This is a genomic window from Aeromonas diversa CDC 2478-85 (assembly GCF_000819805.1).
In the GTDB taxonomy this organism is placed as follows: domain Bacteria; phylum Pseudomonadota; class Gammaproteobacteria; order Enterobacterales; family Aeromonadaceae; genus Aeromonas; species Aeromonas diversa.
Window position 1 is genome coordinate 101,800 of record NZ_CDCE01000031.1, and the last position, 25,948, is coordinate 127,747.

Consider the following 25,948-nt stretch of genomic DNA (forward strand, 5'->3'; position numbering starts at 1 on the left):
TCTGTCAGAAGATGTCATCGGTGGAGATACTCTCTCCGCCTTCCAGGGGATCCCCACTTCCAACGGGTTCGGCGTAGCGGGTCGGCTCTGTGCCTTGCTTGAAGTACTCGCTATGGCTGCCGGGCCCACCATGGCTGAGCAGACCGCTCTCGTTGTCTACCGCCAGAGAGACGATATCGGCCGGTTTGATGTATTCCTGCTCCGGCATTCCCTTCAGCGCGACCTTCATGAAATCGATCCAGATGGGCTGCGCCGTGTTGCCGCCGAAGGCACCGGCACCGAGGGAGCGCTGGTGGTTGTCGAAACCGATCCAGGCGGTGGCCACCATGCCGGGGGTAAAGCCGGAGAACCAGAGATCGCGGGCCTCGTTGGTGGTCCCTGTCTTGCCGGCGATGTCGCGTCGCTTGAGCTCGACAGCCGCGCGCCAGCCGGTGCCACGCCAGCCGTCGCCGCCCCAGATAGCGGTCTTGAGGGTATCGGCGATGAGGAAGGCGCTCTGCGGGCTGATGGCTCGCGGCGCACAGGCCTGGTCGGCAACAGGCGCACATTGGGCCGGCAGGCCAACGGCTTGCGGAGCCTGATCACCCTCTATGGGGGCGCTCACGCTGTCGGAGACGGCGCAATCGACACAGGCAATCGCGGTCTTGTTCTCGAAGAGGAGGTTGCCACTGTTATCCTCGACCTTCTGGATGAAGTAGGGAGTCACCAAATGCCCGCCGTTGGCGAAGGCGGCGTAGCCGCGTACTACTTCCAACGGGGTGAACTCGGCGGCGCCCAATGCGAGCGGCTCATAGGGGGCCAGCTGATCGCGAGGAAAACCGAAGCGGGAGAGACCATCGACAAAAGTATTGATGCCAATGGCGCGCAGCAGGCGTACCGACATGACGTTCTTCGATTTGGCCAGGCCCATTCGCAGCGGTAGCGGTCCCTCATAGACGGGGGGAGAGTTCTTGGGCTGCCACGCCTTGCCTGAAGAGGGGTCCCACTGGTTAATGGGGGCGTCGTTGATGAGCGAGGCCAGGGTATAACCCTGCTCAAGCGCCGTGGCGTAGAGGAAGGGCTTGATATTGGAGCCAATTTGGCGACGCGCCTGTTCGACCCGGTTGAACTTGGAGAGTTCGAAACTAAAGCCGCCGACCAGCCCTTCTACCGCGCCGTCGTGGGGATTAAGCGCCACCAAGGCGGCGTTGGCATCCGGTACTTGCCCCAGGATGAGGCGCTCACCCTGTTCTCTGACCCAGATCTGGGCGCCGACCTTAAGTACATCGCGAGCGCTGCGCGGTGCCTGCCCCATGCGTGAGTCGTTGATGAAGGGGCGGGCCCACTTGATGGCGTTCCAGTCCAGTTCACCCTGCTTGCCAAACTTGAGGATCACCTGGGCGGTGCGATCACCCAGTTCGGTCACGACGGCCGGAATGAGTGGGCTGTAGCTGGGCTGCTTCGACAGATAGTCGGTGATCTGCTGGTATTCCCAGGCCGTTTCCCCATGCTGCCAAAGCTGCTTTTCGGGGCCCCGGTAACCATGGCGCATGTCGTAGTCAAACAGTCCGGTGAGCAGGGCGTCGCGAGCCGCCTGCTGGCGTTTGGAATCGACAGTGGTGTAAACGTGCAGGCCCATGGTGTAGGCATCTTCGCCAAACTGCTCCACCATCTTCTGGCGTACCATCTCACCGAGGTAGGGAGCATAGAGGGTCAGCTCGGCGCCGTGATAGCGGGCCACCACCGGCTTTTGCGAGTACTCGTCATACTGGGCCTGGGTGATCTTGCCGGTGTCGAGCATGCGACCGAGCACGACGTTGCGGCGATCGAAGGCGCGCTGGGGCGAGCGGATCGGGTTGAGCAGGGAAGGGGCCTTGGGCAGGCCTGCAATGATGGCGATCTGATCCAGGCTCAGCTCGGAGACCGACTTGCCGAAGTAGACTTGGGCGGCAGCCCCGACCCCGAAGGCGCGATAGCCGAGGGGGATCTTGTTGAGGTAGAGCTCGAGGATCTCATCTTTGCTGAGGCTCTGCTCGATACGCCAGGCCAGGAAGATCTCCTTGACCTTACGAATGATGGTTTTCTCATTGGAGAGGAAGAAGTTACGCGCCACCTGCTGGGTGATGGTGCTCGCGCCCTGGCTGGCATGGCCAGAGGCGGCGACGGCGAGGGCGGCTCGCAATATACCGATGGGGTCTATGCCCGGATGCTCGTAGAAACGGGCGTCCTCGGTGGCCAGCACCGCATCGATCATCTGCTGTGGAATCTCGTTGAGCTTGAGCGGGATGCGGCGCACTTCGCCATACTGGGAGATGAGTTCCCCATCACGGCTATAGACCCGCATCGGGGTGGCCAGCTGGACATCCTTAAGAGAGCTGACATCGGGCAGCTGGGGTTTGATGTAGAAGTAGATGCCGAGTAAAGAGGCTGCACCGAGTACAGCACATAACATTCCGGCAAAGAGCAGGCGCACAAGCCATTTCAACATGAAGTAACTACCGATCGTCTTAAATTTGGCCAACGGGCGCAGAGTATAGCCGTTTTGGGGGGGCAAAATCGACGTTTTTCCCCTCCCCAATGGGGAGGCGTTTTCCCCAGAAAAGACTTCATGTGAGACCTTGTCGAGGTTCTAGAGACTTAATATTGCTCGACCTGTCCAATCGGGGAATCATGGAATAGACTGAAAAATCAATAGACATGGATGTGGCAGCCTTATGATTGCACTCTTCAGGGAAGGATCCTTGGTGCCCATGCTGGGGGTCGATTTTGGAACACACTCCGTCAAAGGGGTCATATTGGCGGGACGTGCCGGCAAGTTTGCCATCGAGGGCGCGGCCGACGGGCCTATGCCAAAAGGTGTGTTGGTCGACTATCAATTGCAGGATATCGAGAAGGTTGGCCATGTACTCAAGGGGCTGAAGAGAAGCCTCCCCGGTGCCGGCCAATTTGCCGCGACGGCGGTCACTGGCTCCAATGTCATCAGCAAGGTACTGCTGCTGGATGCAGGTCTGAGCGATAGCGAGCTTAACGGTCAGGTCATGCAGGAGGCAGAGCAGCTCATCCCCTTTCCCCTCGACGAGATCAGTCTCGATTACGAGGTCCTCGGGCCCAGCAGCAACGACCCGGAGCGCAATGAGGTGTTGCTGAGTGCCGCCCGTACCGAGAGCATCAGTGGCCGAGTCAGCGCCCTTGCTGAAGCCGGATTTATCACCCGTGTGGTGGACGTCGGTGCCCATGCCCTGGGGCGTGCCGTCGTCACCTGCTATCCCCAGTTGCTTGAGAGCAGCAAGGCGACAGCCATTGTCGATATCGGTGCCAGTGCCCTCACCTTTGCGACCATGGTGAGAGGTGAAGTCATCTACTCGCGCCTGCAAAATTTCGGCGGTGATCAATATACCCAGGCGCTCTCTTCCTTTTACGGGATGACGCTCGACGAAGCCGAGCATGCGAAGCAGACCCGTCAACTTCCAGCAGGCCATGAAATGGATGTCACTGAACCTCATATGGCGACGCTTTTGCAGCACATTAAGCGCAATACGCAGCTCTTTTGCAGTTCATCCGGATTTCGTGAGATCTCTGAGCTGGTCCTCACCGGCGGGGCCAGTCTCGTACCCGGTTTACCGGCCTATCTTGCCAGGGAGCTGGAGATTGAGGTGCGTCACCCCGACCCTTTTAGCGAGTTTGGCCACGATGACGTCAAGGCGCTTGGCCACGGGGCTCGGTACATGACGGCTTTTGGGCTCGCCCTACGGAGTTTTACGCCATGTCAAATATAAACCTGTTGCCCTGGCGAGAAGCGCTTAGCCAGCGGCAGAAGAAGCAGTTTGGCATTCTGCTTGTGGGCTGCCTGGTCGTGACGGCGTCTCTGGCGCTGCTGGCGAACTGGCTGGTGATGAAGCAAGTTGAGGTTCAGCAGGCTCGTAACCAACGGATCCAGAGCGAGATAGGGTTGCTCGATATCCAGCTGGCCGAGATCGCCAAGCTCAAAGAGGAGCGTCAGGCCTTGATTGCTCGTATGAAGCTGATTGAGGGATTGCAGGAGCGACGTAACCTGCCGGTGAAGGTATTTGATCAACTACCCGAAATGGTTCCAAATGGCGTCTATCTTGATACTCTGCAACTGCAGGGAGCCAAGGTCGATGTCACCGGCAAGACAGAAGCCTATGGGCGCGTCGCCAACATGATGCGGCGCATCGATGGCTCTGGATGGTTGGGGCAATCTCAGATGAATTCCATTTTTGCCACCGATAAAGGGCCGGTGGCCTTAAGCCAGTTTTCCCTGCTGTTTATGGTTCAGGGCGGGCAGGCGACGACGGGGGCGCCACAATGAATCTGCAACAGCTTAATGAACTCGACTTCAACGACATAGGTAACTGGCCACGCCTTGCCAAAGGGATCTTTATTCTCTTCTTCTGTGGTCTGCTGGCGGGGGCGCTTTACTACTATGTCATCTCGGTATCGGTCGATTCGCTTAAACAGGTTCAGGCGCAGGAGGTTGATCTCAAGAGTCAGTTTGAAGCCAAGGCTCGGCTGGCGGCCAGCCTGCCGGCTTACAAGCAGCAGATGACCGAACTGGTAAAAATGATCGATATCCAGCTCAAGCAGTTGCCCAATACCAACGAGGTGGCGGGCCTGCTCGATGACATCAGCTTTATTGCGACCGATAACGGGTTGAAACTCAACCGTATCAATTGGGAACCCGAAGTGGCGCGGGAGTTTTCCACCGAGCTGCCAATGCGAATTGAAGTGGAGGGGGATTACCATCAACTGGGGCGTTTTACTGCCGGGTTGGCGGCGCTACCCCGCATCGTCATCCTCGATACCTTCACCCTTACCGGTAGTGAAAAGGGCACTGGTATTGCCATGAGTATGCTGGCCAAGACTTACCGTTATAACGGTAAGACCGAGGAGAAGAAACCATGAACAGTGGCCATAAGGTCAGTTTACTTCTTCTTGCCTCACTCCTGATGGGCTGTGATGGGGTGAGCGATGTCGATAGCTATATCGCCGAGGTGCGAGCCCGACCGCCGGCACCGATCGAGCCGCTTCCTGAAGTTAAGCCATTTGTGCCTATGACCTATAAAGCCGGCGAAGAGCGTAGTCCATTTATTCAGCCTCAGCCTGAGCAGGGGAGTGCCCTCGCGGAGGTGAAGCCTGAGTGTCGTCGCGAGGAGCAGGATCGTGCCAAGGAGATGCTGGAACAGTATGGTCTGGAAAACCTGGCCATGACCGGCACCATGGGGCTCAAGGGGCAGTTGTGGGCCTTGGTCACTACACCGGATGGTCAGGTGGTCAAGGTGGGGTTGGATCAGCACATGGGCCTTAATAATGGGCGCGTTATCCGGATTAGCAGGAATGGATTGGATCTGATTGAGACAGTTCCGGATGGCAAGGGATGCTGGGTGACGAGGGATACCCGGTTGGCAATGGCAGGCACCAACTAGAACCATAAGCAGGGACAGTTATGAAAGGGACAGTGAGGTTTATCAGGACAGGTGTGGCACTGTTGGCTCTGGTATGCCAAGGAGCATGGGCGGTGGCTACCCTGCAGGAGGTGAGGGTTAATCCCCTGATGTCAGGACGTCTGGTGCTCGAGCTCAAGTTTAGTGAGCCAGTCTCCGGCTTCACCGACCGCTTGGCCTATCAGCCCGATCAGCTCTGGATGCATATTCCTGGTGCCGTCGGTGCCTTGCAGACGAATCCCTTGCCGATCCGTCAACAGGGTGTCGGAGAGGTCAAGGTCGAATCGAAGGGCTCGGGCCTCGATGTCCGAGTTGGTCTCGATGAGCTGATGCCATATCAGATCAACCAGCAGGGAAGCTCTCTGTTGATTGCGCTGGGAAATGAGGCCAATGCTCCTCTGCGTGCCGCCACTCCTTATGTTACTGCGTCAGCCTCAGCAACCGGCCTCACGACGGCTGCGCCCCGTCCGATCATGAGCAAGAGTGCAGGGCAGACGACCGGGGATTATTTCAATTCGGTTCGTAACCTCGATTTTCGCCGTGGTAAGGATGGGCGGGGAGAATTTCTGGTGCGCCTGGATAACAGCTCGGCAGCTATCGACATCAGTGCTCAGGGGCAGAAGGTAAAGGCCAAGTTTTTCGGCACTCGGTTGCCTGACGAGTGGCTCAATGTGATGAACGTGCGAGACTTTTCCACTCCTGTGACCCAGGTCGAGGCGTTTCGTCAGGGTCGGGACACGCTGTTTGAGTTAACGGTCAACGGCAGTTATGACTATCGCTACGATCAAGCCGAGAATCTGTTCATCATTCAGGTCGACAAGAAGGTCGCAGGGGAAGCCAAGAAGTATGCAGGCAAACCTATTTCTTTGAATTTCCAGAATATTCCCGTCAGGACTGTGCTGCAGATCATCGCTGACTTCAACCACTTCAACCTGGTGACCACAGATTCGGTCAGCGGCAATATCACGCTGCGTCTGGACGGGGTCCCCTGGGAGCAGGCGTTGGATGTCATCCTCAAGGTCAAGGGGCTCGACAAGCGGCTCGACAACAACATCCTTCTTGTGGCTCCCGCCGACGAGATCGCGGCCCGTGAGAAACAGCAGATGGAAAGCCGTAACCAAGCGGCTGAATTGGCACCGCTTCAGACCGAGCTCCTTCAAGTTAACTACGCCAAGGCTGCGGAAGTCGCTGCTTTGCTCTCGTCCGAGAGCACCAAGCTGCTCTCCAATCGGGGGGCTGTGAGCGTCGATGAACGGACCAACCTGCTCGTCATTAAGGACACCGCCGAGGTGATCGACAGTGTGAAGCGGATGCTCGAGATGCTCGATATTCCGGTGCGTCAAGTCGTGATCGAAGCGCGCATGGTGACGATCGACGATGGCCTCGACGAGGCGCTTGGGGTGCGTTGGGGCGTGACCAAGAACGATGGGCACGGCAACAGTACATCGGGCTCGATTGAAGGCAATGATGGTTCCGGAAACGACAAAGGCACCAGCCTGATAACTCGTCCGGGTATCGAAGACAGGCTCAATGTCAATCTGCCGGTGGCCAATGCGGCGGGAACCATCGCCTTCCAGGTGGCGCGTCTGGCCGATGGCACTCTGCTCGATTTGGAACTCTCTGCACTCGAGAAAGAGAGCAAGGCCGAGATCATCGCCAGTCCACGGGTCACAACGGCCAATCAGAAACCCGCGTTGATCGAGCAGGGGACCGAAATACCCTATGTTGAGTCTGCCTCTAGCGGCGCGACATCGGTGACCTTCAAGAAGGCAGTGTTGAGCCTCAAAGTCACACCCCAGATAACGCCGGATAACAGGGTGATACTGGATCTGACCGTGACTCAGGACACCAAGGGGGAGACGGTGCCGACCGGTACGGGGGATGCCGTGTCCATCAATGCCCAGTCCATTACCACACAAGTGCTGGTGGATAATGGCGAGACTCTGGTGCTGGGGGGTATCTATCAGCAGACCATACTAAATGACGTTAGTAAGGTGCCCTTGCTGGGTGATATTCCCGGCCTGGGGATACTGTTCAAGAAGACGACTAGCGAAAATAAGAAGCGGGAGTTGCTTATCTTTGTGACCCCGAGAATCGTGACCGACGACCTCTAAGCGCTTTACAGCGACTGGCAAAACACATATAACCTAACGCCCCAAAGCGGTCGGGGCGTTGGGTTGGCTGGTTGCCAGCCCCCCTTTCTATTGAGATAATTCCCCGTCTGATCCATCGAAAGATGAGGTTCACCGGCATCCCGGGGTCTTTGTTATCCGGGATCTAACACTGTGAAAGAACAAACGAAAAAACATGGCTGAGAAACGCAATATTTTCCTGGTAGGGCCCATGGGTGCGGGCAAGAGCACCATCGGCAGACATTTGGCTGAACAGCTGCATATGGAGTTCTACGACTCCGATCAGGAAATCGAACGCCGCAGCGGTGCCGACATCAGCTGGGTATTTGATGTCGAAGGAGAAGAGGGCTTTCGTGTTCGTGAAGAACGCGTGATTGGCGATCTCTCCGAGATGCAGGGGATTGTGCTGGCTACCGGCGGTGGTGCCATCAAGAGCCGCGAGACCCGTAATCGCCTCTCCGCCCGTGGTATCGTCGTCTATCTCGAGACGACTATCGAGAAGCAGCTTGCGCGCACTCAGCGTGACAAGCGTCGCCCCTTGCTTCAGACCGAGGAGCCGCCACGCGAGGTGCTCGAGCGTCTGGCCGGGGAGCGCAACCCTCTCTATGAGGAGGTTGCCGACTTCGTCGTGCACACCGACGAGCAGAGCGCCAAGATAGTCGCAAACCAGATCGTCAAACTGATTGGTATGTAAACACGGAGAGGGCCATGGAAAGGTTGGTCGTAGAGTTGGGTGAGCGTTCCTATCCTATCGAGATCGGTGCGGGTCTGTTGCAGTCTCCGGACCTGTATCGTCAGGTCATCAAGGGGCGACGCGTCATGGTTGTCACCAATGAGACCGTGGCCCCTCTCTATCTTGAGACCCTCCAGGCCCAGCTTGTCGATTATCGGGTCGACACGCTGCTATTGCCCGATGGTGAAGCCTACAAGAGCCTCGCCACCTTCGAGCGGGTGATGAGCGCGCTGCTCGAGGGCAATCACGGCCGCGACACGACTCTTATCGCTCTCGGTGGCGGCGTCATCGGCGATCTGGTCGGATTCGCCGCCGCCTGCTATCAGCGCGGCGTGCCCTTCATTCAGGTGCCGACCACCCTGCTCTCTCAGGTTGACTCCTCTGTGGGTGGCAAAACGGCCGTCAATCATCCGCTCGGTAAGAACATGATCGGGGCCTTCTACCAGCCCAAGTCGGTCATCATCGATATCGACTGCCTCGCCACCCTGCCCGAGCGCGAGTTTGCCGCCGGCATGGCTGAGGTGATCAAGTACGGCATCATCTGGGACAACGCGTTCTTTGTCTGGCTCGAGCAGAACATGACTCGTCTGCAGCGACTCGACAGCGAGGCGCTGACGCAGGCGATTCTGCGCTGCTGTGCCATCAAGGCCGAGGTGGTGGCCGAGGACGAGACCGAATCCGGAGTGCGGGCTCTGCTCAATCTGGGCCATACCTTTGGTCACGCCATCGAGGCGGAGATGGGCTACGGTAACTGGTTGCACGGCGAAGCGGTCGCAGCAGGCACCATGCTGGCTGCCGATACGGCTGTGCTGTGCGGCATGATGAGTGAGGGCGAGCGTGAGCGCATTCGTCACTTACTCCTGGCTGCACGTCTGCCGGTGCATGCCCCCGAGGAGATGGACGCGGCTGCCTTCATCGCCCATATGCGACGGGACAAGAAGGTGCTTAATGGTACTCTGCGTCTGGTATTACCTCGTGGCATAGGGCAGGCTGAAGTGGTCTCTCACGTGACCGAGGCGCAACTGGCCCAAGTCATCGAGCAAGCGCGTGGCTGATATAAAACAACTGCAACTGCCGAGTCAGCGTCAGTTGGTCGATCGGGTGCTGCATCTGGTCGAGTTTGATTCCCCTTTCGTACTGGTTAGCGGTCGGCCAGGCTCTGGCCGCTCCACCCTGTGCGAGCAGATCCTCGGACAACTGCCGGACACGCTGCGCCCGGTGACACTGATCCCGAACTCGGCCATGAAGATGGAAACGGTACGTGAGTACCTGTTGCGTCAGATGGTGCCCTCACCCCTCTTCAATCCTGCCGATGCCTTGGCCGACAGTTTCTTGCGCATGGCGCAGGGACTAAGGCAGCAGCTGGTGATCCTGATTGACGGTGTAGACAGGCTGCCTCGAGAGCTGCTGTCCGAGTTGTGGGCATTGATGCTGGCCAATGACACCTTGCCACAGCCCCATCGTCTTGCCATCCTGCTCACCGCCGATGAGCAATGGGTTCGGCAGCACCGTCCTCAGCTCAAGGGGAGGGCATTGCCCGCTCTGGAGGTGGAGATGGCACCGCTGACCGCTCCCGAGCAGAAGATTTTTCTCTATGAGAAGGGCAATCAACTCAAGGTGCCCTCTCTGTTGCTGACCAAAGAAAAGGTGGCCGAGATCCTGGCTTCGGCCAAGGGGCACCCGGCCACCATCATGATGTCTCTGGAGGAGCTGATGAGCGATCGTCGACCGCGTAAACGTCCGGAACCCTTTCCTGTTCGCAAGGCGGCCATCGGGTTGGCGGCGACCGCCGTGATATTGCTGGGATTGACCTATCTGGTGCCCGCGATTATGGGGGGCAAGGCTGACACACCCAAGGTTGAGAACATCTCCGGCACCTTGCCTGCCCCAGTGCCGACTGAGCCGGTTTCCACTGAGCAGAGTCAGCCTGCCACGCCGACGGCGCCGAGTAACCCGGCTGCGGTCGTTCAGGAGTGGAAGTCGGAGCAACCAACTCTGCCCGAGCAGGTGAAGAGTGCCACCCTCACCACTGAGACCCACAACTACGAGGGACGCCGTGTGGTGATCGGCGACGAAGTGGTGGAGCAACTGATGAAGAACAAGCCGGTCAGCGGCGCTCTGCCCACCGAGGTGGAGCAGGCCGTGGTGCCCGGCAAACCGGTGAGTGAGGTGCCAAGCGCCTCGGTTAAGACTCCTGTTCCTGTTCCTGCCCCTGCCGCCAAGCCCGACCGGCAGACGCTGAGTGTGACCCCGGCCAGCACCCTCAATCAAAAGCGTAGCAACCACTTCAGCGTGCAGCTGATGGGGGCAAGCAACATGAAGGCGGTCGAGGAATTTGTCGCTACCCATCAGCTGGCAGGTCAGGTTTGGGTCTATCAGACCAAGTTCAAGGGAACCCCTTGGTACGTCGTCATCAAGGGTGATTACGCCACTCTGGAGCTGGCACGGGCCGCCGTGCGGCAACTACCGCCTGCTCTGCTCAAGGAGCAGCCCTGGCCAAAGTCATTTGCCCAAGTGAAGAAAGAATTGAAGAAATAGCTCGGAAAAGGGGGTAAACTTCGCCCCCTTTCGGGCCTCACTCCACTCACCGGAACTCCATGAAAAAAACGCGTGCCTTCCTGAAATGGGCCGGGGGCAAGTTCTCCCTGATCGAAGAGATTGCCGAGCGGCTGCCCGAGGGGCGCGTGTTGCTGGAGCCGTTTGTCGGTGCCGGCTCCGTGTTTCTGAACACAGACTTCGAAGAGTATGTGCTCAACGACATCAATCCTGACCTCATCGACTTCTATAACCATCTCAAGTATTCCCCGGATCGCCTGATTGGTGAGGCGCGGCGCTGGTTTGAACCCGAGTTCAACAACAAGGCCGCCTACTACCGTTTACGCACCCAGTTCAATCAGGCCAGCGACAGTCTCGAGCGGGCTCAGCTGTTTCTTTACCTGAATCGACACGGTTTTAACGGTCTGTGCCGTTACAACAAGAAGGGCGGCTTCAACGTCCCCTTCGGCTCCTACAAGAAGCCCTATTTCCCGGAAAAAGAGCTGTGGCTGTTCGCCGAGAAGGCCAAGAAGGCCACCTTCATCTGCGAGAGCTATGTGGACGCCATGGCCCGCGCCGAGTCCGACTGGGTCATCTATTGCGATCCCCCTTATGCCCCCCTCTCTACCACTGCCAGCTTCACCAGCTATGCAGCCAGTGGCTTCACTCTGGACGATCAGGCCGTGCTGGCCCGAGTCGCGAGGCACACGGCGGCTGAGAAAGGTGTACCGGTACTCATCAGCAACCACGACATCGAGTTGACCCGCGAACTCTATCGCGGTGCCCGCCTCGACGAGGTGCAGGTCAAGCGCACCATCAGTCGAAATGGCGGTGGGCGTAACAAGGTGGCCGAGCTGCTCGCACTCTACCTGCCCGGTATCTCGCCCGAGCAGGGTTGGTATCCCGAGGCGCCTCACTCAGAGCCCGCCCGGCCGGCGTGATTCGGCCTCGTCTCGGCTCGGGCTTTGCGGTAAAATTGCGCCGTTTTTGTGCCCCGCAGCCAATGGATGACGCCGATGAAAGACTTTCTGATTGCCCCTTCGATCCTCTCAGCCGACTTTGCCCGCCTGGGTGAGGACGTGACCAAGGTGTTGGCCGCCGGTGCCGATGTGGTTCACTTCGATGTGATGGACAACCACTATGTGCCCAACCTGACCATTGGACCCATGGTGTGCCAGGCCCTGCGTGACTATGGCATCGAGGCGCCCATCGATGTGCATCTGATGGTCAAGCCGGTCGATCGTATCATCCCCGACTTCGCCAAGGCCGGTGCGTCTCTCATCACCTTCCACCCCGAAGCCTCTGATCACATCGACCGCACCCTGGGGCTCATCAAGGAGCAGGGCTGCCAGGCCGGCCTGGTGTTCAATCCGGCGACCCCCCTTTTCCACCTGGACCATGTGATGGACAAGCTGGACGTGATCCTGCTGATGTCGGTCAACCCGGGCTTCGGCGGTCAGAGTTTCATTCCTGGCACTCTCGACAAGCTGCGCCAGGTGCGCCGTCTGATCGACGAGAGTGGCCGTGACATCCGCCTCGAGATCGATGGTGGCGTCAAGGTCGATAACATTCGCGAGATCGCCGAAGCCGGCGCCGACATGTTCGTGGCAGGCTCTGCCATCTTCGGCAAGCCCGACTACAAGGCGGTGATCGATCAGATGCGTACGGAGCTGGCCCATGTCCGTCGTTGAGCGCCCCTTCGATCTCGTCCTGTTCGATCTCGATGGCACCCTGATCGACAGCGTTCCCCAGCTGGCGCTGGCGGTTAATCGTATGCTGGTTGAGTGTGGTTTTGATGAGGTGCCCGAGGCGCTGGTGCGAACCTGGGTCGGGAACGGTGCCGATAAGCTGGTACAGCGTGCCCTGCAGCATGTCGGTGCCGGCGAAGAGCTGTTTGCCACTGCCCGTCCCGCCTTCGGCCGCCATTACGACGCCTGCCTGTTGGAAGGTCTTGAGATGTACCAAGGGGTGGCCGCCACCCTGGCACGCCTCGATGCGGCCGGTTACCGCCTGGCCGTGGTGACCAACAAGCCGACCTCTTTCGTACAGCCGATCCTCGATGCCCTCGATATCGGCCGCCACTTTGCCCTCTGGCTCGGTGGCAACTGCCTGCCCGAGAAGAAGCCCCATCCCGCGCCCCTGCTGCACGCCTGCCACGAGTTGCAGGTGGCTGCGACGCGCACCCTCATGGTTGGCGATTCCGAAAACGACGTGTTGGCGGCCAAGGCGGCTGGCATGCAGGTAGTGGGTCTCACCTATGGCTACAACTACGGGCGCCCGATTGCCGACTCCCAACCCGATTGGGTCTTTGAACACTTTTCCGGGCTGGATACGATCCTGCCCGGTTAATAAAGGAACTCACACTCTATGGCTAAACCAATCGTACTGAGCGGCGCCCAGCCCTCGGGCCAACTCACCATCGGTAACTACATGGGGGCCTTGCGTCAGTGGGTCAACATGCAGGACGACTATGACTGCCTCTACTGCATCGTCGATATGCATGCCGTCACCGTGCGCCAGGATCCCCTGGCCCTGCGCAAGGCGTGCCTCGATGCGGCGGCGCTCTACCTGGCAGTCGGTATCGATCCCAAGAAGAGCACCGTCTTCATTCAGTCTCATGTACCTCAGCACGCCGAGCTGGGGTGGGTTCTCAACTGCTACACCCAGATGGGCGAGCTGTCACGGATGACCCAATTCAAGGACAAGTCGGCCCGTTTCGAGAACAACGTTAACGTCGGTCTGTTCGGTTACCCGGTGCTGATGGCCGCCGATATCCTGCTCTATCAGGCCAACCAGGTGCCGGTCGGTAATGACCAGAAGCAGCATCTGGAACTGACCCGCGACATCGCCTATCGCTTCAACAGCCTCTATGGTGAGGTCTTCACCATGCCGGACCCCTTCATCCCGACCGAAGGGGCACGGGTGATGAGCCTGCAAGACCCGACCAAGAAGATGTCCAAGTCCGATGATAACGAGGCCAACTTCATCGGCCTGTTGGAAGATCCCAAGCAGATCGCCAAGAAGATCAAGCGTGCGGTCACCGACTCCGACAACCCGCCCGTGGTGCGCTTCGATGTCGAGAACAAACCCGGCGTCTCCAACCTGTTGACCCTGATGTCCGGCGCGACCGGTCGCTCCATCCCGGAGCTGGTCGAGCACTTCGATGGCAAGATGTACGGTCATCTCAAGGGAGAGTGTGCCGACGCCGTGGTGGCCATGCTCGAGCCGATGCAGGCCCGTTTCCACGAGCTGCGCCAGGATGAGGCGTTGCTGCTCTCCATTTTGGCGCAAGGCGCACAAAAGGCGCGTGAAAGGGCTGAAAAAACTCTTTCCAGAGTATATGATGTAATCGGCTTCGTTCCTCGAGCCTGACATACTGGGAAGGTGTAGTAGAAGAGAGCTGGGTTATGACCTGGCTTTCTTTGTTTTTGTTGCCGACAATGGTCACTGATGGATCGATTGCCGAATATTCCCGTTCAAAGTAATTCTATTGAGAAAGCATGACCGCTCACGCCGACATACCCATGACCGAATTGGAAGACAAGGGGCACTGGCTCCGTAAATTCCGTAAGGCAAAGAACGTAAATACCCTGCAACTGATGGTCTCCAATGCCATCGACAGACATCACACCATGCCCTCGGTGGCCGCTGCCATCTATCTGGCCGAGTGCCAACGCGAGCGTGAGCTGGAGCAAGGGCGTCTGCTGGATCGTTAAGCGGGCCCCCCTCTGTTTTGTGTGCCGGGCTGCCCGGGTGCACCTGGAAGGACCGTTTATCCCTGCGTCCAACCGTGTCAGAATGTGCCCCCGCCGGGCCAGCCTTGTCCCTTAGCCGAGTGTGTTCGCCTTTCTATGTTGCTGCTTATCGATAACTACGACTCGTTTACCTGGAACCTGGTGCAATATTTTGGGGCGCTGGGCACCGAGGTCGTGGTGCGCCGCAACGATGAGATCACCCTGGACGGAATTGCCGACCTGGCTCCGGATCATCTCGTTATTTCCCCCGGCCCCTGCACCCCCAATGAAGCGGGGATCTCTCTCGAGGCGATCCGTCACTTTGCCGGGCAGTTACCCATTCTCGGAGTCTGTCTTGGTCATCAGTCCCTGGCCCAGGCGTTTGGTGCCAGAGTGGTGCGTGCCCGCCGGGTGATGCACGGTAAAACCTCTGCCATTCGTCACACGGGGGAGGGGGTGTTTCGCGGCCTGGCCGATCCCCTGACCGTGACCCGCTATCATTCGCTGGTGGTGGAGTGGGACTCCCTGCCCGATGCGTTGGCGGTCACCGCCTGGAGCCAGGATGAGCAAGGGCGTCCCGACGAGATCATGGGGCTGCGGCATCAATCTCTTAACATTGAGGGGGTGCAGTTTCATCCGGAGAGCATTCTCAGCCAGCAGGGACTCGATCTGTTGGCCAATTTTGTCGGCGCCGCCCGCTGATTTCGTGATTTTCCTCGCAATTTTGATGTCAGATTCGCGTTCCCTCGCCTGATATTTTATTCATTCCTCATTACCGCCATATTGGGTCTTGCCAAGCAAGCCTGCTCCGTTATGCAATAGGCCCGCCTATTTTCTCATGCCCTGTCGAACATTGTTTGCCTAAGTCCGGCAGGTTGCAGACTTTTTTCTTTTTTTTTGTGATAATCCGGTCGTGTTTACACGGATTTAACTTTTCGGCGGTCAAATATTCTGAGTGCCGATCACAAGGAGCAAGCTATGTCAGTGCAAGTGACACGTGAGTCGTTCGATGAAGTGATGGTACCCAACTATGCCCCGGCCAAAATCATCCCGGTGCGTGGCGCCGGCTCCCATGTCTGGGATCAAGAAGGGCGTGAGTACATCGACTTTGCCGGCGGAATCGCGGTCAACGGCCTCGGCCACTGCCACCCCAAGCTGGTGGAGGCCCTCAAGAGCCAGGGTGAGCAGCTCTGGCACCTCTCCAACGTCATGACCAACGAGCCGGCCCTGCGCCTGGCGAAGAAACTGGTCGCGGCTACCTTTGCCGAAAAGGTTTACTTCTGTAACTCCGGCGCCGAGGCCAACGAGGCCGCCCTCAAGCTGGCCCGTCGCTACGCCCTGGAGCGCTTCGGTGAGCAAAAGACTCAGATCATCGCCTTCCACCAGGGCTTCCATGGTCGCACCTTCTTCACCGTGAGCGTCGGTGGCCAGGCTGCCTATTCCGACGGTTTCGGCCCCAAGCCGGGCGACATCACCCACGTCGCCTACAACGATCTGGCGGCCCTGGAGGCGGTGATCTCCGATAACACCTGCGCCGTGGTCATGGAGCCGCTGCAAGGGGAGGGTGGCATCATCAGCCCCACCGATGAGTTCGCCAAGGGAGTGCGAGCCCTGTGTGACAAGCACAACGCCCTGCTGATCTTCGACGAAGTCCAGTCTGGCGTGGGCCGCACCGGCCACCTCTACGCCTACATGGGGCTGGGCGTCACCCCTGACATCCTCACCAGTGCCAAGGCACTTGGCGGTGGCTTCCCGATCGGCGCCATGCTGACCACCACCGATATCGCCTCCCACCTGAAAGTGGGGACTCACGGCTCTACCTATGGTGGCAACCCGCTGGCCTGTGCCGTGGCCGAGGCGGTGCTCGACGTGGTCAACACCCCGGAGGTACTCGACGGCGTGAAGCGTCGTGAACAGCTGTTCCGCGAGGGCCTGGAGGCGATCAACGCCAAGTATCACTGCTTTAGCGAGGTGCGTGGCCAGGGCCTGCTGCTCGGCGCCGTGCTGAATGAGGACTACAAGGGGCGCTCCCGCGACTTCCTGTTGGCCTCCATCGACCAGGGGCTGATGGCCCTGGTGGCCGGGACCAACGTGGTGCGCTTCACCCCATCCCTGATCATCCCCGAAGCGGATATCAAGGAAGGGTTGGCCCGCTTCGAGAAGGCGGTTGCCCAGGTGGTCGGCGCCTGATCCTGTATTGAGGCGGGGAGATGATCCTGGCAGGAGCCGGGATCCCCGCCTGTCGTCAATCAAGGGAGTTGTCATACATGTTGGTTATTCGCCCCATAGAGCAGAAAGATTTTGCGGGCCTCAAGACCTGTGCCATCGAGTCCGGCACCGGCATGACCTCGCTGCCGGTCAACGACGAGTTGCTGCAGCGCAAGATCGATGCATCCATGCAGACCTTCTCCGATAAGCCGGCCGGCAAGGGAGATTGCCTCTACTTCTTCGTGGCCGAGGATCTCGAGACCGGCGAGATGGTCGGAACCTGCGCCATCGACGCCGCCGTCGGGCTCTCCCAGCCCTTCTACAACTACCACATCGGCAAGGTGGTGCACTCCTCGCCCAAGCTCGGCATCTACAACGTGGTCGAGACGCTGACGCTCTCCAACGACTACACCGGCAGCACCGAGCTCTGCACCCTGTTCCTGCGCGAATGTGCCCGTGAGGGGCAGAACGGGCGACTGCTCTCCAAGCACCGTTTCCTGTTTATGGCAGAGCATCAGGAGTTGTTCGACAACACCGTCTTCGCCGAGATGCGCGGTGTCTCCGATGAAGAGGGCCATAGCCCCTTCTATGAGTGGTTGCAGACCCACTTCTTCTCCCTCGACTTCCCGACCGTGGACTACCTGACCGGCATCGGCAAAAAGAGATTCATCGCCGAACTGATGCCCAAGTACCCCATCTACGTAAACCTGCTCTCCGATGCGGCCCGCGCCGTCATCGGCAAGACTCACGATAAGACCCGTCCGGCTATCAAGATGCTGCACGATGAAGGCTTCGTGAACCGCGGTTATGTGGACATCTTCGATGCCGGCCCCGCCGTGGAGTGCGAGCTGCAGAACATTCGCAGCGTGCGCCGCAGTCGCCGTCTGTCGGTGCAGGTGGGCGATCCGGTGGGTGGGCAGCCCTTCCTCATCTGCAACAACCGTTTCAGCCAGTATCGTGCCTGCTACGGTAGCATCAGCATCAACCCCGACACCCACGAGGCCATTATTCCGCCCAAGATGGCGGCGGCCCTCAAGGTGCAGGACGGGGACATGGTGCGGGTGGTTGAACTCGACTGATGATTTGCCGGGCGAGGGTCCGGTGTGACGGGCGCTGCCCGCTGGAGACAATGGAATGAATGTACAGCTGATTAACGGCCAGTGGCTGGCCGGTGAAGGAACAGAATTCGTCTCGGTCGATCCGGCCAAGAATCTGGTGGTCTGGCGTGGCCAGGCCGCCAGCCCGGCCCAGGTGGATGCCGCCGTCAAGGCGGCGCGCGCCGCCTTCTACCACTGGGGGGATCGCCCTCTGGATGAGCGTCTGGAGATAGTGACCCGTTTCGCCGAGCTGCTCGGCGAGCATAAGGAGTCCCTGGCCCTGACCATAGCCCGTGAAACCGGCAAGCCCCTGTGGGAGACCCGTACCGAGGTGGCCGCCATGCAGGGCAAGATAGCGATCTCGATCCGTGCCCACGAAGAGCGTACCGGCACCGTCGAGAACCCCATGCCGGGTGCCAAGGCGTTCGTTCGTCACAAGCCCCACGGTGTGGTGGCGGTGTTTGGCCCCTATAACTTCCCCGGTCACCTGCCCAACGGCCACATAGTGCCGGCCCTCATCGCCGGTAACACTGTCATCTTCAAGCCCTCCGAGCTGACCCCCCTGGTGGCCGAGGCGACCCTCAAGGTCTGGCAGGAGGCCGGTCTGCCGGCCGGCGTGATTAACCTGGTGCAGGGCGAGGTCGATACCGGCAAGGCCCTGGCGGGCCATGCCGATATCGATGGCCTCTTCTTCACCGGCTCGTCGCGCACCGGCCATCTGCTGCACCAGCAGTATGCCGGTCAGCCGGGCAAGATCCTGGCCCTCGAGATGGGCGGCAACAACCCGCTTATCGTCAAGGATGTGAGCGACATCGACGGCGCCGTGCATGCCATCGTGCAGTCCGCCTTCATCACCTCTGGCCAGCGTTGCACCTGCTCGCGCCGCCTCTTTATCCAGCGCGGTGCCGCGGGCGACGCCTTGCTGGCGCGTCTGCGCGACGTGGCGAGCCGCATTCGTGTTGGCCATTACGACGACGCGGACCAGCCCTTCATGGGCGCCATGATAAGCGAGAAGGCGGCGCTGGGCATGGTCGCGGCCCAGAGCCATCTCAAGAGCCTGGGCGCCGAGTCCCTGCTCGAGCTCAAGCACCTGGAGCCGGGCACCGGCTTTGTCTCCCCCGGCATCATAGACGTCACCGGCGTCGCCTCCCTGCCGGACGAGGAGTACTTCGGCCCACTGCTGCAAGTCATTCGCTACGACGACTTCGACGCCGCCATCGATCAAGGTAATGCCACGAGTTTCGGCCTCTCCGCCGGTCTACTGGGTGACCGCGAGGCCGACTGGCAGCACTTCTTCAAGCGCATCCGTGCCGGTATCGTCAACTGGAACAAGCCCATCACGGGCGCCTCCAGTGCCGCACCGTTTGGCGGCATCGGCGCCTCGGGCAACCACCGCGCCAGCGCCTACTATGCGGCCGACTACTGTGCCTACCCGGTCGCCTCGGTCGAGGATGGCAAGGCGGCCATGCCGGAACAGCTGTCGCCTGGTCTTCATTTCTAAAACAAGGGGGGCCCATGAAGGCGCCCCGGTTTGTACCCCGCAAGCAAAGGAAAGAGAGATGCAAAAGGATATCGAGACCCTGTTCGGTCATCTGTGGGACAACTACATCAAGGTCACCCCGAGCGCCCACAAGGTGCACGCACTGCTGGGCGGTGGCGAGCCCATCGTCAACGATCATGTCGCCTTCCGTACCTTCAACCTGCCCAAGGTGGGGTTGGAGAAGCTGGCGGCCCACTTCCTGGCCCTGGGCTATGAGGAGAAGGGGCAGTACGAATTCAAGGCCAAGAAGCTCAAGGCCAAGCATTTCGAGCACAAGGATCCGGATGCCCCCAAGGTCTTCATCAGCGAGTTGAAGGTGGAGGAGCTCAGTGCCCCGGCCCAGGCCATCATCCAGTCTCTTGTTGATCAGGTGCCCGACTATCTGACCGATGCCCCGGCCTTCCTCTATGCCGGCGCCCCGTGGCGCGTCTCCTACGCCGACTACCAGACCCTGCTGGCCGAGAGCGAGTACGCCGCCTGGATGGCCGCCTGGGGCTATCGCGCCAACCACTTCACCGTCAGCATCAACCGTCTTCGCGACTTTGACACCATAGAGGCGGTCAATGCGGCCCTGAAGAACGCCGGCTTCGTGCTCAACTCGGTTGGTGGTGAGGTGAAGGGCGATCCGGAAGTGATGCTGGAGCAGTCCTCCACCATGGCCGACAAGGCCGATGTGGCCTTTACCGACGGGGTGAAGACTATCCCGAGCTGTTTCTACGAGTTTGCCCTGCGCTACCCGCAGGCCGACGGCATCCTCTACCCGGGCTTCGTCGAAGCCTCGGCCGACAAGATCTTCGAGTCGACCAACGCCATGTAATCGCGGGCGCCCTCGGGCGCCTTGTTTTTTCTCTCCCCGCCACAAGCTTTACGCGCCCTTGACGGCGCCGTTCAATCCCTTTGGTTAGTATCTCCTTGCCTGCATGATGGCCTGCGACAAGCACGCACCCAACAGGGTCTGCTTGTTCCATTTTCTGCGAGGAGTCGTTCTATGAAAGCCCTTTTACTCTTGCTCGTTTACCTCTTTGCCCTGTCGGCCAGTGCCGCCGAGCAGGCACGCAATGCCCCACCCGAAGGGCCGCGCGAGATGCCGGTCGAGATGAAGGCGGCCCTGGAGGCGTGCAAAGAGAATGGCCGCCCCCTGGGCGAGGCGTTTGACAGCTGCATGGAGCGCAAGGGATTTGGCAAGGCGAAAGGGGGTAAGGCGCACCTTGAGGAGATTCTGCCCGGTTTGGGGGCCTTGGCCTGATACCTCAGGGCGACCCATGGTCGCCCTGCTCTGCGGTCAGGCCGGTTGTTGGTTTAGAACCCCGTCGGTGGCCAGCACCGTATCCATGCCGGCGGCGCGACCGGCTTGCAGGCCGATCTCGGTATCTTCGAACACCAGGCAGCGAGCCGGTGTGACACCGAGCCGTGCGGCGACGGTGAGGAAGGTATCGGGGTGGGGCTTGTGATTGTCCACGTCATCGGCGCTCACTACGGTCTCGATATAGGCGTCCAGACCGGTCTGGCGCAGGATCTGCTCCACATGGCGGCGCGGTGAGCCGGTGCCAATGCCCATGGGGCGCTTGCCGTACTGGCTCTTCACCAGCTCCCACATCTGGGGATAGACCCGTACCTTGTCGATACTGGCCAAATAGAGGGCGACCTTGCGCCGGGTGAAGGCCTCGACATCGATATCGAGCCCCAGCTCGGCGGCCAGAAAGGCGACGATCTTGCGCGTCGGTATGCCGCCCATGCCGTGAATGCGAGTGCGATCGAACGGCAAGCCGAATTCGGCTGCCGTCTGCTCCCAGGCCTCCAGATGCAGGGACATGGAGTCCACCAGGGTGCCATCGAGATCGAAAATCAGGGCGTCATACTGCTCAAACATGGGCCTACCTCGCAATGTTGAAGAGGGCCAGACTAGCAGAGATCGCAGCGGGATGTTGAGGTGCCGCTCTCAGGGTATTGCTAATGTGGTTTTTGGGAATAAAGAATGCCTTTTTATTCTTTGTTGTTATTCACTCACCCCGTTAGGCTCGATGAAAACCTCCTCATGGAAGATTCGAGCTATGTCATTGAAGGGTCTCTCCCCCCTGTCGGATGAGCAGCAACAACAGCTCTCCCAGGTGCTATCCGGTCTCAACGTCCAGCAGCTGGCCTGGGTCAGCGGTTATCTCTATGGTCTCTCTCAGGGCGGCATCGCGCCGGCTGCTCCCGTCATCGCCGCAGCATCCGGCTCCCTGACCATCCTCTACGGCTCCCAGACCGGCAACGCCAAGGGCGCCGCCGAGGGCGTGCGCAAGCTGGCCGAAGGGAAGGGGATCCCTGTCACCCTGGTCTCCATGGCCGACTACAAACCCAAGCAGCTCAAGAAAGAGACCCACCTGCTGGTGGTAGTGAGCACCTACGGCGAGGGCGAGCCGCCCGAGAGCGCGGTGGATCTGCACGAGCAGCTTAAGAAAGGCAAGGTCGGCAAGCTCGATGGCCTCAAATTCGCCGTGCTGGGGCTGGGTGACAGCTCCTACGAGTTCTTCTGCCAGACCGGTAAGGATTTCGAGACCTTCCTCACCCAGGCTGGCGCCGAGCGCGTGGTCGAGAGCGCCTTGCTCGACGTGGATTACCAGGCGGCCGCCGCCAGCTGGGGTGAGCAGGCGCTCACTGCCCTCGCCGCGACCCTGAGCACAGGCACCAGCGTCAGCAAGGCCGTCGCCCAAGCGGTCGGCCACAGCCAGTACAGCAAGGAGCACCCCTTCCCGGCACGGCTCTCGGTCAACCAGAAGATCACCGGCCGCGATTCCACCAAGGACATCCGTCACATCGAGATCAGCCTGGAAGAGTCCGGCATCCGCTACCAGCCGGGGGATGCGCTGGGCATCTGGTTCGACAACGATGCCGATCTCGTGGGCGAAGTGTTGGCCCTGGCCGGTCTGACCGGCGATGAGGCGACCGCCCACGGCGACCTGCGCAGCGCACTGACCCGTCATTTCGAACTGACCCGGCTGCACGGCGGCTTTATCACCGGCCTTGCCGAGATCTCGGACAACGCGGCGCTCAAAGATCTGGCCGGTGACAAGGCCCAGGTCAACGCGCAGGTGTCCTCCGCCCAGGTGGTGGATGTGCTCAAGCGCTTCCCGACCGCTCTCTCTGCCGAACAGCTGATCGGCCTGCTGCGCCCGCTCACTCCACGCCTCTACTCCATCGCTTCCAGCCAGAGCGAGGTGGAAGAAGAGGTACACCTGACTGTCGGCGTGGTGCGCTACCCGCAGGAAGACGGCACTGTGCGCTCTGGCGCCGCCTCTTCCTATCTGGCGGACCGCTTGGCCGAAGAGGCCGAGGTGCGGGTGTTCGTGGAGCACAACGACAACTTCCGCCTGCCGCAAAACCCCGATACCCCCGTCATCATGGTGGGGCCAGGCACCGGCATCGCCCCCTTCCGCGCCTTTATGCAGGAGCGGGAAGCGCAAGGGGCCGAGGGCAAGAACTGGCTCTTCTTCGGCAATCCGCACTTTACCCAGGATTTCCTCTATCAGGTGGAGTGGCAGCGCTATGTGAAATCCGGCCTGCTGTCGAAGATCTCCCTGGCCTTCAGCCGGGATCAGGCCGAGAAGATTTATGTGCAGGATCGCCTGCGCCAGGAAGGGCGTGAGCTCTATGCCTGGCTGGAGCAAGGGGCCCACCTCTACGTGTGCGGTGATGCCAATCGCATGGCGAAAGACGTGCAAGAGGCCCTGCTGGAGGTGATTGCCGAACACGGTCGCAAGAGTCGTGAGGAAGCAGAAGAGTATTTGAGCGAACTGCGTCGTGCCAAACGTTATCAAAGGGATGTCTACTGATGAGCAAGCAAATCGTTCCCGGTCCGGTGGAAGGACCGCTCTCCGACAACGAGCGCCTCAAGCGTGAGAGCCACTTCCTGCGCGGCACCATAGAGCAGGATCTGCAAGACCCGCTTACCGGTGGCTTCAACGGCGACAACTTCCAGCTGATCCGCTTTCACGGCATGTATCAGCAGGATGACCGTGACATCCGCCCCGAGCGCGCCGCCCAAAAACTCGAGCCGCTGCACAACGTCATGCTGCGCGCCCGCCTGCCCGGCGGCATCATCACCCCGGCCCAGTGGCTGGTGATCGACCAGTTCGCCGAAGAGCACAGCCTGTATGGCAGCATCCGCCTGACCACCCGCCAGACCTTCCAGTTCCACGGGGTGCTCAAGCGCGACATCAAGCTGATGCACCAGACCCTCAATAGCACCGGCATCGACTCCATCGCCACCGCGGGCGACGTGAACCGCAACGTGCTCTGCACCAGCAACCCGGTGGAGTCCGAGCTGCACCAGGAGGCCTACGAGTGGGCCAAGAAGATCTCCGAGCACCTGCTGCCCAAGACCCGCGCCTACGTGGAGATCTGGCTGGACGGCGAGAAGCTGGGGGAGGACGAGGAGCCGATCCTGGGGTCGACCTACCTGCCGCGCAAATTCAAGACGACCGTGGTGATCCCGCCCCACAACGACGTGGACATCCACGCCAACGATCTCAACTTCGTGGCGATTGCCGAAGGTGGCAAGCTGGTGGGCTTCAACGTGCTGGTGGGCGGGGGTCTGGCCATGACCCACGGCGACACCAGCACCTATCCGCGCAAGGCGAGTGACTTCGGGTTTATCCCCCTCTCCCACGTGCTGGAGGTGGCAGCCGCCGTGGTCAGCACCCAGCGCGACTGGGGCAACCGGGTCAACCGCAAGAACGCCAAGACCAAGTACACCCTCGAACGGGTGGGCGTCGAGGCCTTCAAGGCCGAGGTGGAGAAGCGCGCCGGCATTCAATTTGGCGAGGTGCGCCCCTATGCCTTCACCAGCCGCGGTGATCGTTTCGGCTGGGTCGAGGGGATCGACGGCAAGCACCACCTGACCCTGTTTATCGAGAACGGCCGCCTGCTGGACTTCCCGGGCAAGCCGCTCAAGACCGGCATGCTGGAGATCGCCAAGGTGCATCAGGGGGATTTTCGCCTCACCGCCAACCAGAACCTCATCATCGCCGGCGTCCCGGCCGGCGAGAAGGCCCGAATCGAGGCGCTGGCGCGCCAGTACGGCCTGCTGGATGACGGCGTGAGCGAGCAGCGCAAGCAGTCCATGGCCTGCGTCGCCCTGCCCACCTGCCCGCTGGCGATGGCCGAGGCCGAGCGTATGCTGCCGGCGTTTGTCACCGACATCGAAGGCTTGCTGGCCAAACACGGTCTGGCCGATGACGCCATCATCTTCCGGGTCACCGGCTGCCCCAACGGCTGCGGCCGCGCCATGCTGGCGGAGGTGGGCCTGGTGGGCAAGGCGCCGGGGCGATACAACCTGCACCTGGGGGGAAATCTCGAGGGGACGCGCATTCCGCGCCTGTACCGGGAGAACATCACAGAGGCGCAGATCCTGGCCGAGCTGGACGCCCTGATCGGTCGTTGGGCCAAGGATCGCAACGGTGGCGAGTGCTTCGGCGATTTCGTCATTCGCGCCGGGATCATCGCCCCGGTCATCGACTCCGCGAGGGACTTCTATGCAGCCTGAACAGACTGATACAGCCCGGCTGGCGCGCACCGCCGACGGTCGGCTCGACCTCGACGCCCTGCTGGCCTTGAGCCGGGAGGAGCAGGTCGAGGCGCTGGCTCCCCTCAACCGGGAGCTGGACGCCATGAGCGCCCCCGAGCGGGTACGCTGGGCCCTGGCCAACCTGCCGGGAGAGCATGTGCTGTCGTCGAGCTTCGGCATCCAGGCGGCGCTGATGCTGCACCTGGTGAGCCGCGAGCGGGCCGACGTGCCCGTGGTGCTGACCGATACCGGTTATCTCTTCCCCGAGACCTACCGTTTCATCGACGAGCTGACCGAGCGCCTCGCCCTCAACCTCAAGATCTACCGGGCAGAACTCAGCCCGGCCTGGCAGGAGGCCCGTTTTGGCCTCTTGTGGGAGCAGGGCGTGGAGGGGATCACCCGCTACAACCAGCTCAACAAGGTGGAGCCCATGGACCGCGCCCTGAACGAGCTGGGTGCCCGCACCTGGTTCTCGGGCCTGCGCCGTGAGCAGTCAGGCAGCCGGGGCAAGCTGCCGGTGCTGGCCATCCAGCGCGGCCGCTTCAAGTTCCTGCCGGTGATCGACTGGAGCAACAAGGACGTCTTCTACTACTTCAAGGAGTTCGACCTCCCCTACCACCCCTTGTGGGAGCAGGGTTATCTGTCGGTCGGCGACGTGCACACCACCACCAAGTGGGAGCCTGGCATGAGCGAGGAGCAGACCCGCTTCTTCGGCCTCAAGCGCGAGTGCGGGCTGCACGAAGAGGGCAAGGAGCAGGACGGCTCCGGGATTTGAGACTTCACATCGATGAAGAAGGGGCCGGTCGGCCCCTTCTGCATTGAGTGCTCCCGGCGGGGCGCTCCCCCAGATAACGAGTCAGGCGCAATAGATAGCCGTCGGGATCCTATGGCAGGAACGCCTGTTGTCCGCTCTCTCTTTGGCCGCACGGCCGCGGCTCATGTCTCGCATCAGGGCGGTGGCGCTTCCAGAACATGGCGCT

The 25,948-nt window shown here is 60.4% G+C and carries 24 protein-coding genes; 22 read left to right on the forward strand and 2 right to left on the reverse strand.

Annotated features, from left to right (window positions below; translation table 11 throughout):
• Positions 1–4: 4 nt before the first annotated feature.
• Positions 5–2,467: a penicillin-binding protein 1A gene (locus tag BN1121_RS12780; RefSeq protein WP_043157199.1), complete on the reverse strand. Its 2,463-nt coding sequence runs from the start codon at positions 2,465–2,467 to the stop codon at positions 5–7.
• Positions 2,468–2,693: 226 nt separating this feature from the next.
• On the opposite strand from BN1121_RS12780, the gene pilM reads away from it, so the two are divergent.
• The 19 genes from pilM (at position 2,694) to BN1121_RS12875 (ending at position 20,666) form a co-directional block, all read left to right on the forward strand.
• Positions 2,694–3,755 (forward strand): type IV pilus assembly protein PilM, encoded by a 1,062-nt coding sequence (pilM, locus tag BN1121_RS12785; protein ID WP_043157189.1) that lies wholly within the window; start codon positions 2,694–2,696, stop codon positions 3,753–3,755.
• A complete protein-coding gene (locus BN1121_RS12790; protein WP_005348553.1) occupies positions 3,743–4,309 on the forward strand; it encodes a PilN domain-containing protein in 567 nt (188 codons plus the stop codon). Before pilM ends, BN1121_RS12790 begins: the two co-directional genes overlap by 13 nt.
• Positions 4,306–4,902: a PilO family type IV pilus biogenesis protein TapO gene (gene tapO / locus BN1121_RS12795; RefSeq protein ID WP_005348552.1), complete on the forward strand. Its 597-nt coding sequence runs from the start codon at positions 4,306–4,308 to the stop codon at positions 4,900–4,902. The genes BN1121_RS12790 and tapO overlap by 4 nt, the downstream gene beginning before the upstream one ends.
• Positions 4,899–5,423: a pilus assembly protein PilP gene (locus BN1121_RS12800; protein ID WP_005348550.1), complete on the forward strand. Its 525-nt coding sequence runs from the start codon at positions 4,899–4,901 to the stop codon at positions 5,421–5,423. Before tapO ends, BN1121_RS12800 begins: the two co-directional genes overlap by 4 nt.
• A gap of 20 nt (positions 5,424–5,443) precedes the next feature.
• Positions 5,444–7,555 (forward strand): type IV pilus secretin PilQ, encoded by a 2,112-nt coding sequence (locus BN1121_RS12805; protein WP_043157188.1) that lies wholly within the window; start codon positions 5,444–5,446, stop codon positions 7,553–7,555.
• 193 nt (positions 7,556–7,748) lie between these two features.
• The gene (aroK, locus tag BN1121_RS12810; protein WP_005348544.1) at positions 7,749–8,267 is read left to right on the forward strand and encodes a shikimate kinase AroK; all 519 of its coding nucleotides are present in this window, start codon (positions 7,749–7,751) and stop codon (positions 8,265–8,267) included.
• A gap of 14 nt (positions 8,268–8,281) precedes the next feature.
• Positions 8,282–9,361 (forward strand): 3-dehydroquinate synthase, encoded by a 1,080-nt coding sequence (aroB, locus tag BN1121_RS12815; protein ID WP_005348542.1) that lies wholly within the window; start codon positions 8,282–8,284, stop codon positions 9,359–9,361.
• Entirely contained in the window at positions 9,354–10,844 is a 1,491-nt protein-coding gene (locus BN1121_RS12820) for an SPOR domain-containing protein (RefSeq protein WP_005348540.1), read from the forward strand. Before aroB ends, BN1121_RS12820 begins: the two co-directional genes overlap by 8 nt.
• 59 nt (positions 10,845–10,903) lie before the next feature.
• A complete protein-coding gene (locus BN1121_RS12825; protein ID WP_005348539.1) occupies positions 10,904–11,782 on the forward strand; it encodes a Dam family site-specific DNA-(adenine-N6)-methyltransferase in 879 nt (292 codons plus the stop codon).
• 75 nt (positions 11,783–11,857) lie between these two features.
• Positions 11,858–12,532: a ribulose-phosphate 3-epimerase gene (rpe, locus tag BN1121_RS12830; protein ID WP_005348537.1), complete on the forward strand. Its 675-nt coding sequence runs from the start codon at positions 11,858–11,860 to the stop codon at positions 12,530–12,532.
• Positions 12,519–13,190: a phosphoglycolate phosphatase gene (locus BN1121_RS12835; protein WP_005348535.1), complete on the forward strand. Its 672-nt coding sequence runs from the start codon at positions 12,519–12,521 to the stop codon at positions 13,188–13,190. Before rpe ends, BN1121_RS12835 begins: the two co-directional genes overlap by 14 nt.
• 18 nt (positions 13,191–13,208) lie before the next feature.
• Positions 13,209–14,213 carry a tryptophan--tRNA ligase gene (gene trpS / locus BN1121_RS12840; RefSeq protein ID WP_005348533.1) on the forward strand — a complete coding sequence of 335 codons (1,005 nt, stop codon included), beginning with the start codon at positions 13,209–13,211 and terminating at the stop codon, positions 14,211–14,213.
• Positions 14,214–14,341: 128 nt separating this feature from the next.
• Positions 14,342–14,557 carry a hypothetical protein gene (locus BN1121_RS12845; protein ID WP_005348531.1) on the forward strand — a complete coding sequence of 72 codons (216 nt, stop codon included), beginning with the start codon at positions 14,342–14,344 and terminating at the stop codon, positions 14,555–14,557.
• Between the two features lie 135 nt (positions 14,558–14,692).
• The gene (locus BN1121_RS12850) at positions 14,693–15,277 is read left to right on the forward strand and encodes an anthranilate synthase component II (protein ID WP_005348529.1); all 585 of its coding nucleotides are present in this window, start codon (positions 14,693–14,695) and stop codon (positions 15,275–15,277) included.
• Positions 15,278–15,553: 276 nt separating this feature from the next.
• Positions 15,554–16,765: an aspartate aminotransferase family protein gene (locus tag BN1121_RS12855; protein ID WP_005348528.1), complete on the forward strand. Its 1,212-nt coding sequence runs from the start codon at positions 15,554–15,556 to the stop codon at positions 16,763–16,765.
• Between the two features lie 77 nt (positions 16,766–16,842).
• A complete protein-coding gene (astA, locus tag BN1121_RS12860; RefSeq protein ID WP_005348527.1) occupies positions 16,843–17,862 on the forward strand; it encodes an arginine N-succinyltransferase in 1,020 nt (339 codons plus the stop codon).
• Positions 17,863–17,917: 55 nt separating this feature from the next.
• A complete protein-coding gene (astD, locus tag BN1121_RS12865; protein ID WP_005348525.1) occupies positions 17,918–19,381 on the forward strand; it encodes a succinylglutamate-semialdehyde dehydrogenase in 1,464 nt (487 codons plus the stop codon).
• A gap of 58 nt (positions 19,382–19,439) precedes the next feature.
• The gene (locus tag BN1121_RS12870; RefSeq protein ID WP_005348523.1) at positions 19,440–20,237 is read left to right on the forward strand and encodes a DUF1338 domain-containing protein; all 798 of its coding nucleotides are present in this window, start codon (positions 19,440–19,442) and stop codon (positions 20,235–20,237) included.
• Between the two features lie 171 nt (positions 20,238–20,408).
• Positions 20,409–20,666, forward strand: coding sequence for a hypothetical protein (locus BN1121_RS12875; protein WP_005348520.1), 258 nt, complete (start codon positions 20,409–20,411; stop codon positions 20,664–20,666).
• Between the two features lie 36 nt (positions 20,667–20,702).
• Here the strand turns inward: BN1121_RS12875 and BN1121_RS12880 are convergent, their stop codons facing one another.
• On the reverse strand, positions 20,703–21,290 hold the full coding sequence (locus tag BN1121_RS12880) for an HAD family hydrolase (RefSeq protein WP_005348519.1): 588 nt from the start codon (positions 21,288–21,290) through the stop codon (positions 20,703–20,705).
• Between the two features lie 181 nt (positions 21,291–21,471).
• On the opposite strand from BN1121_RS12880, the gene BN1121_RS12885 reads away from it, so the two are divergent.
• Genes BN1121_RS12885 through BN1121_RS12895 form a run of 3 tightly spaced genes read left to right on the forward strand, consistent with a single transcriptional unit; the run spans position 21,472 to position 25,743 of the window.
• Entirely contained in the window at positions 21,472–23,235 is a 1,764-nt protein-coding gene (locus BN1121_RS12885; protein ID WP_005348517.1) for an assimilatory sulfite reductase (NADPH) flavoprotein subunit, read from the forward strand.
• Positions 23,235–24,947, forward strand: coding sequence for an assimilatory sulfite reductase (NADPH) hemoprotein subunit (cysI, locus tag BN1121_RS12890; protein WP_005348515.1), 1,713 nt, complete (start codon positions 23,235–23,237; stop codon positions 24,945–24,947). The genes BN1121_RS12885 and cysI overlap by 1 nt, the downstream gene beginning before the upstream one ends.
• Positions 24,937–25,743, forward strand: coding sequence for a phosphoadenylyl-sulfate reductase (locus BN1121_RS12895; RefSeq protein WP_005348513.1), 807 nt, complete (start codon positions 24,937–24,939; stop codon positions 25,741–25,743). Before cysI ends, BN1121_RS12895 begins: the two co-directional genes overlap by 11 nt.
• Positions 25,744–25,948 lie beyond the last annotated feature (205 nt).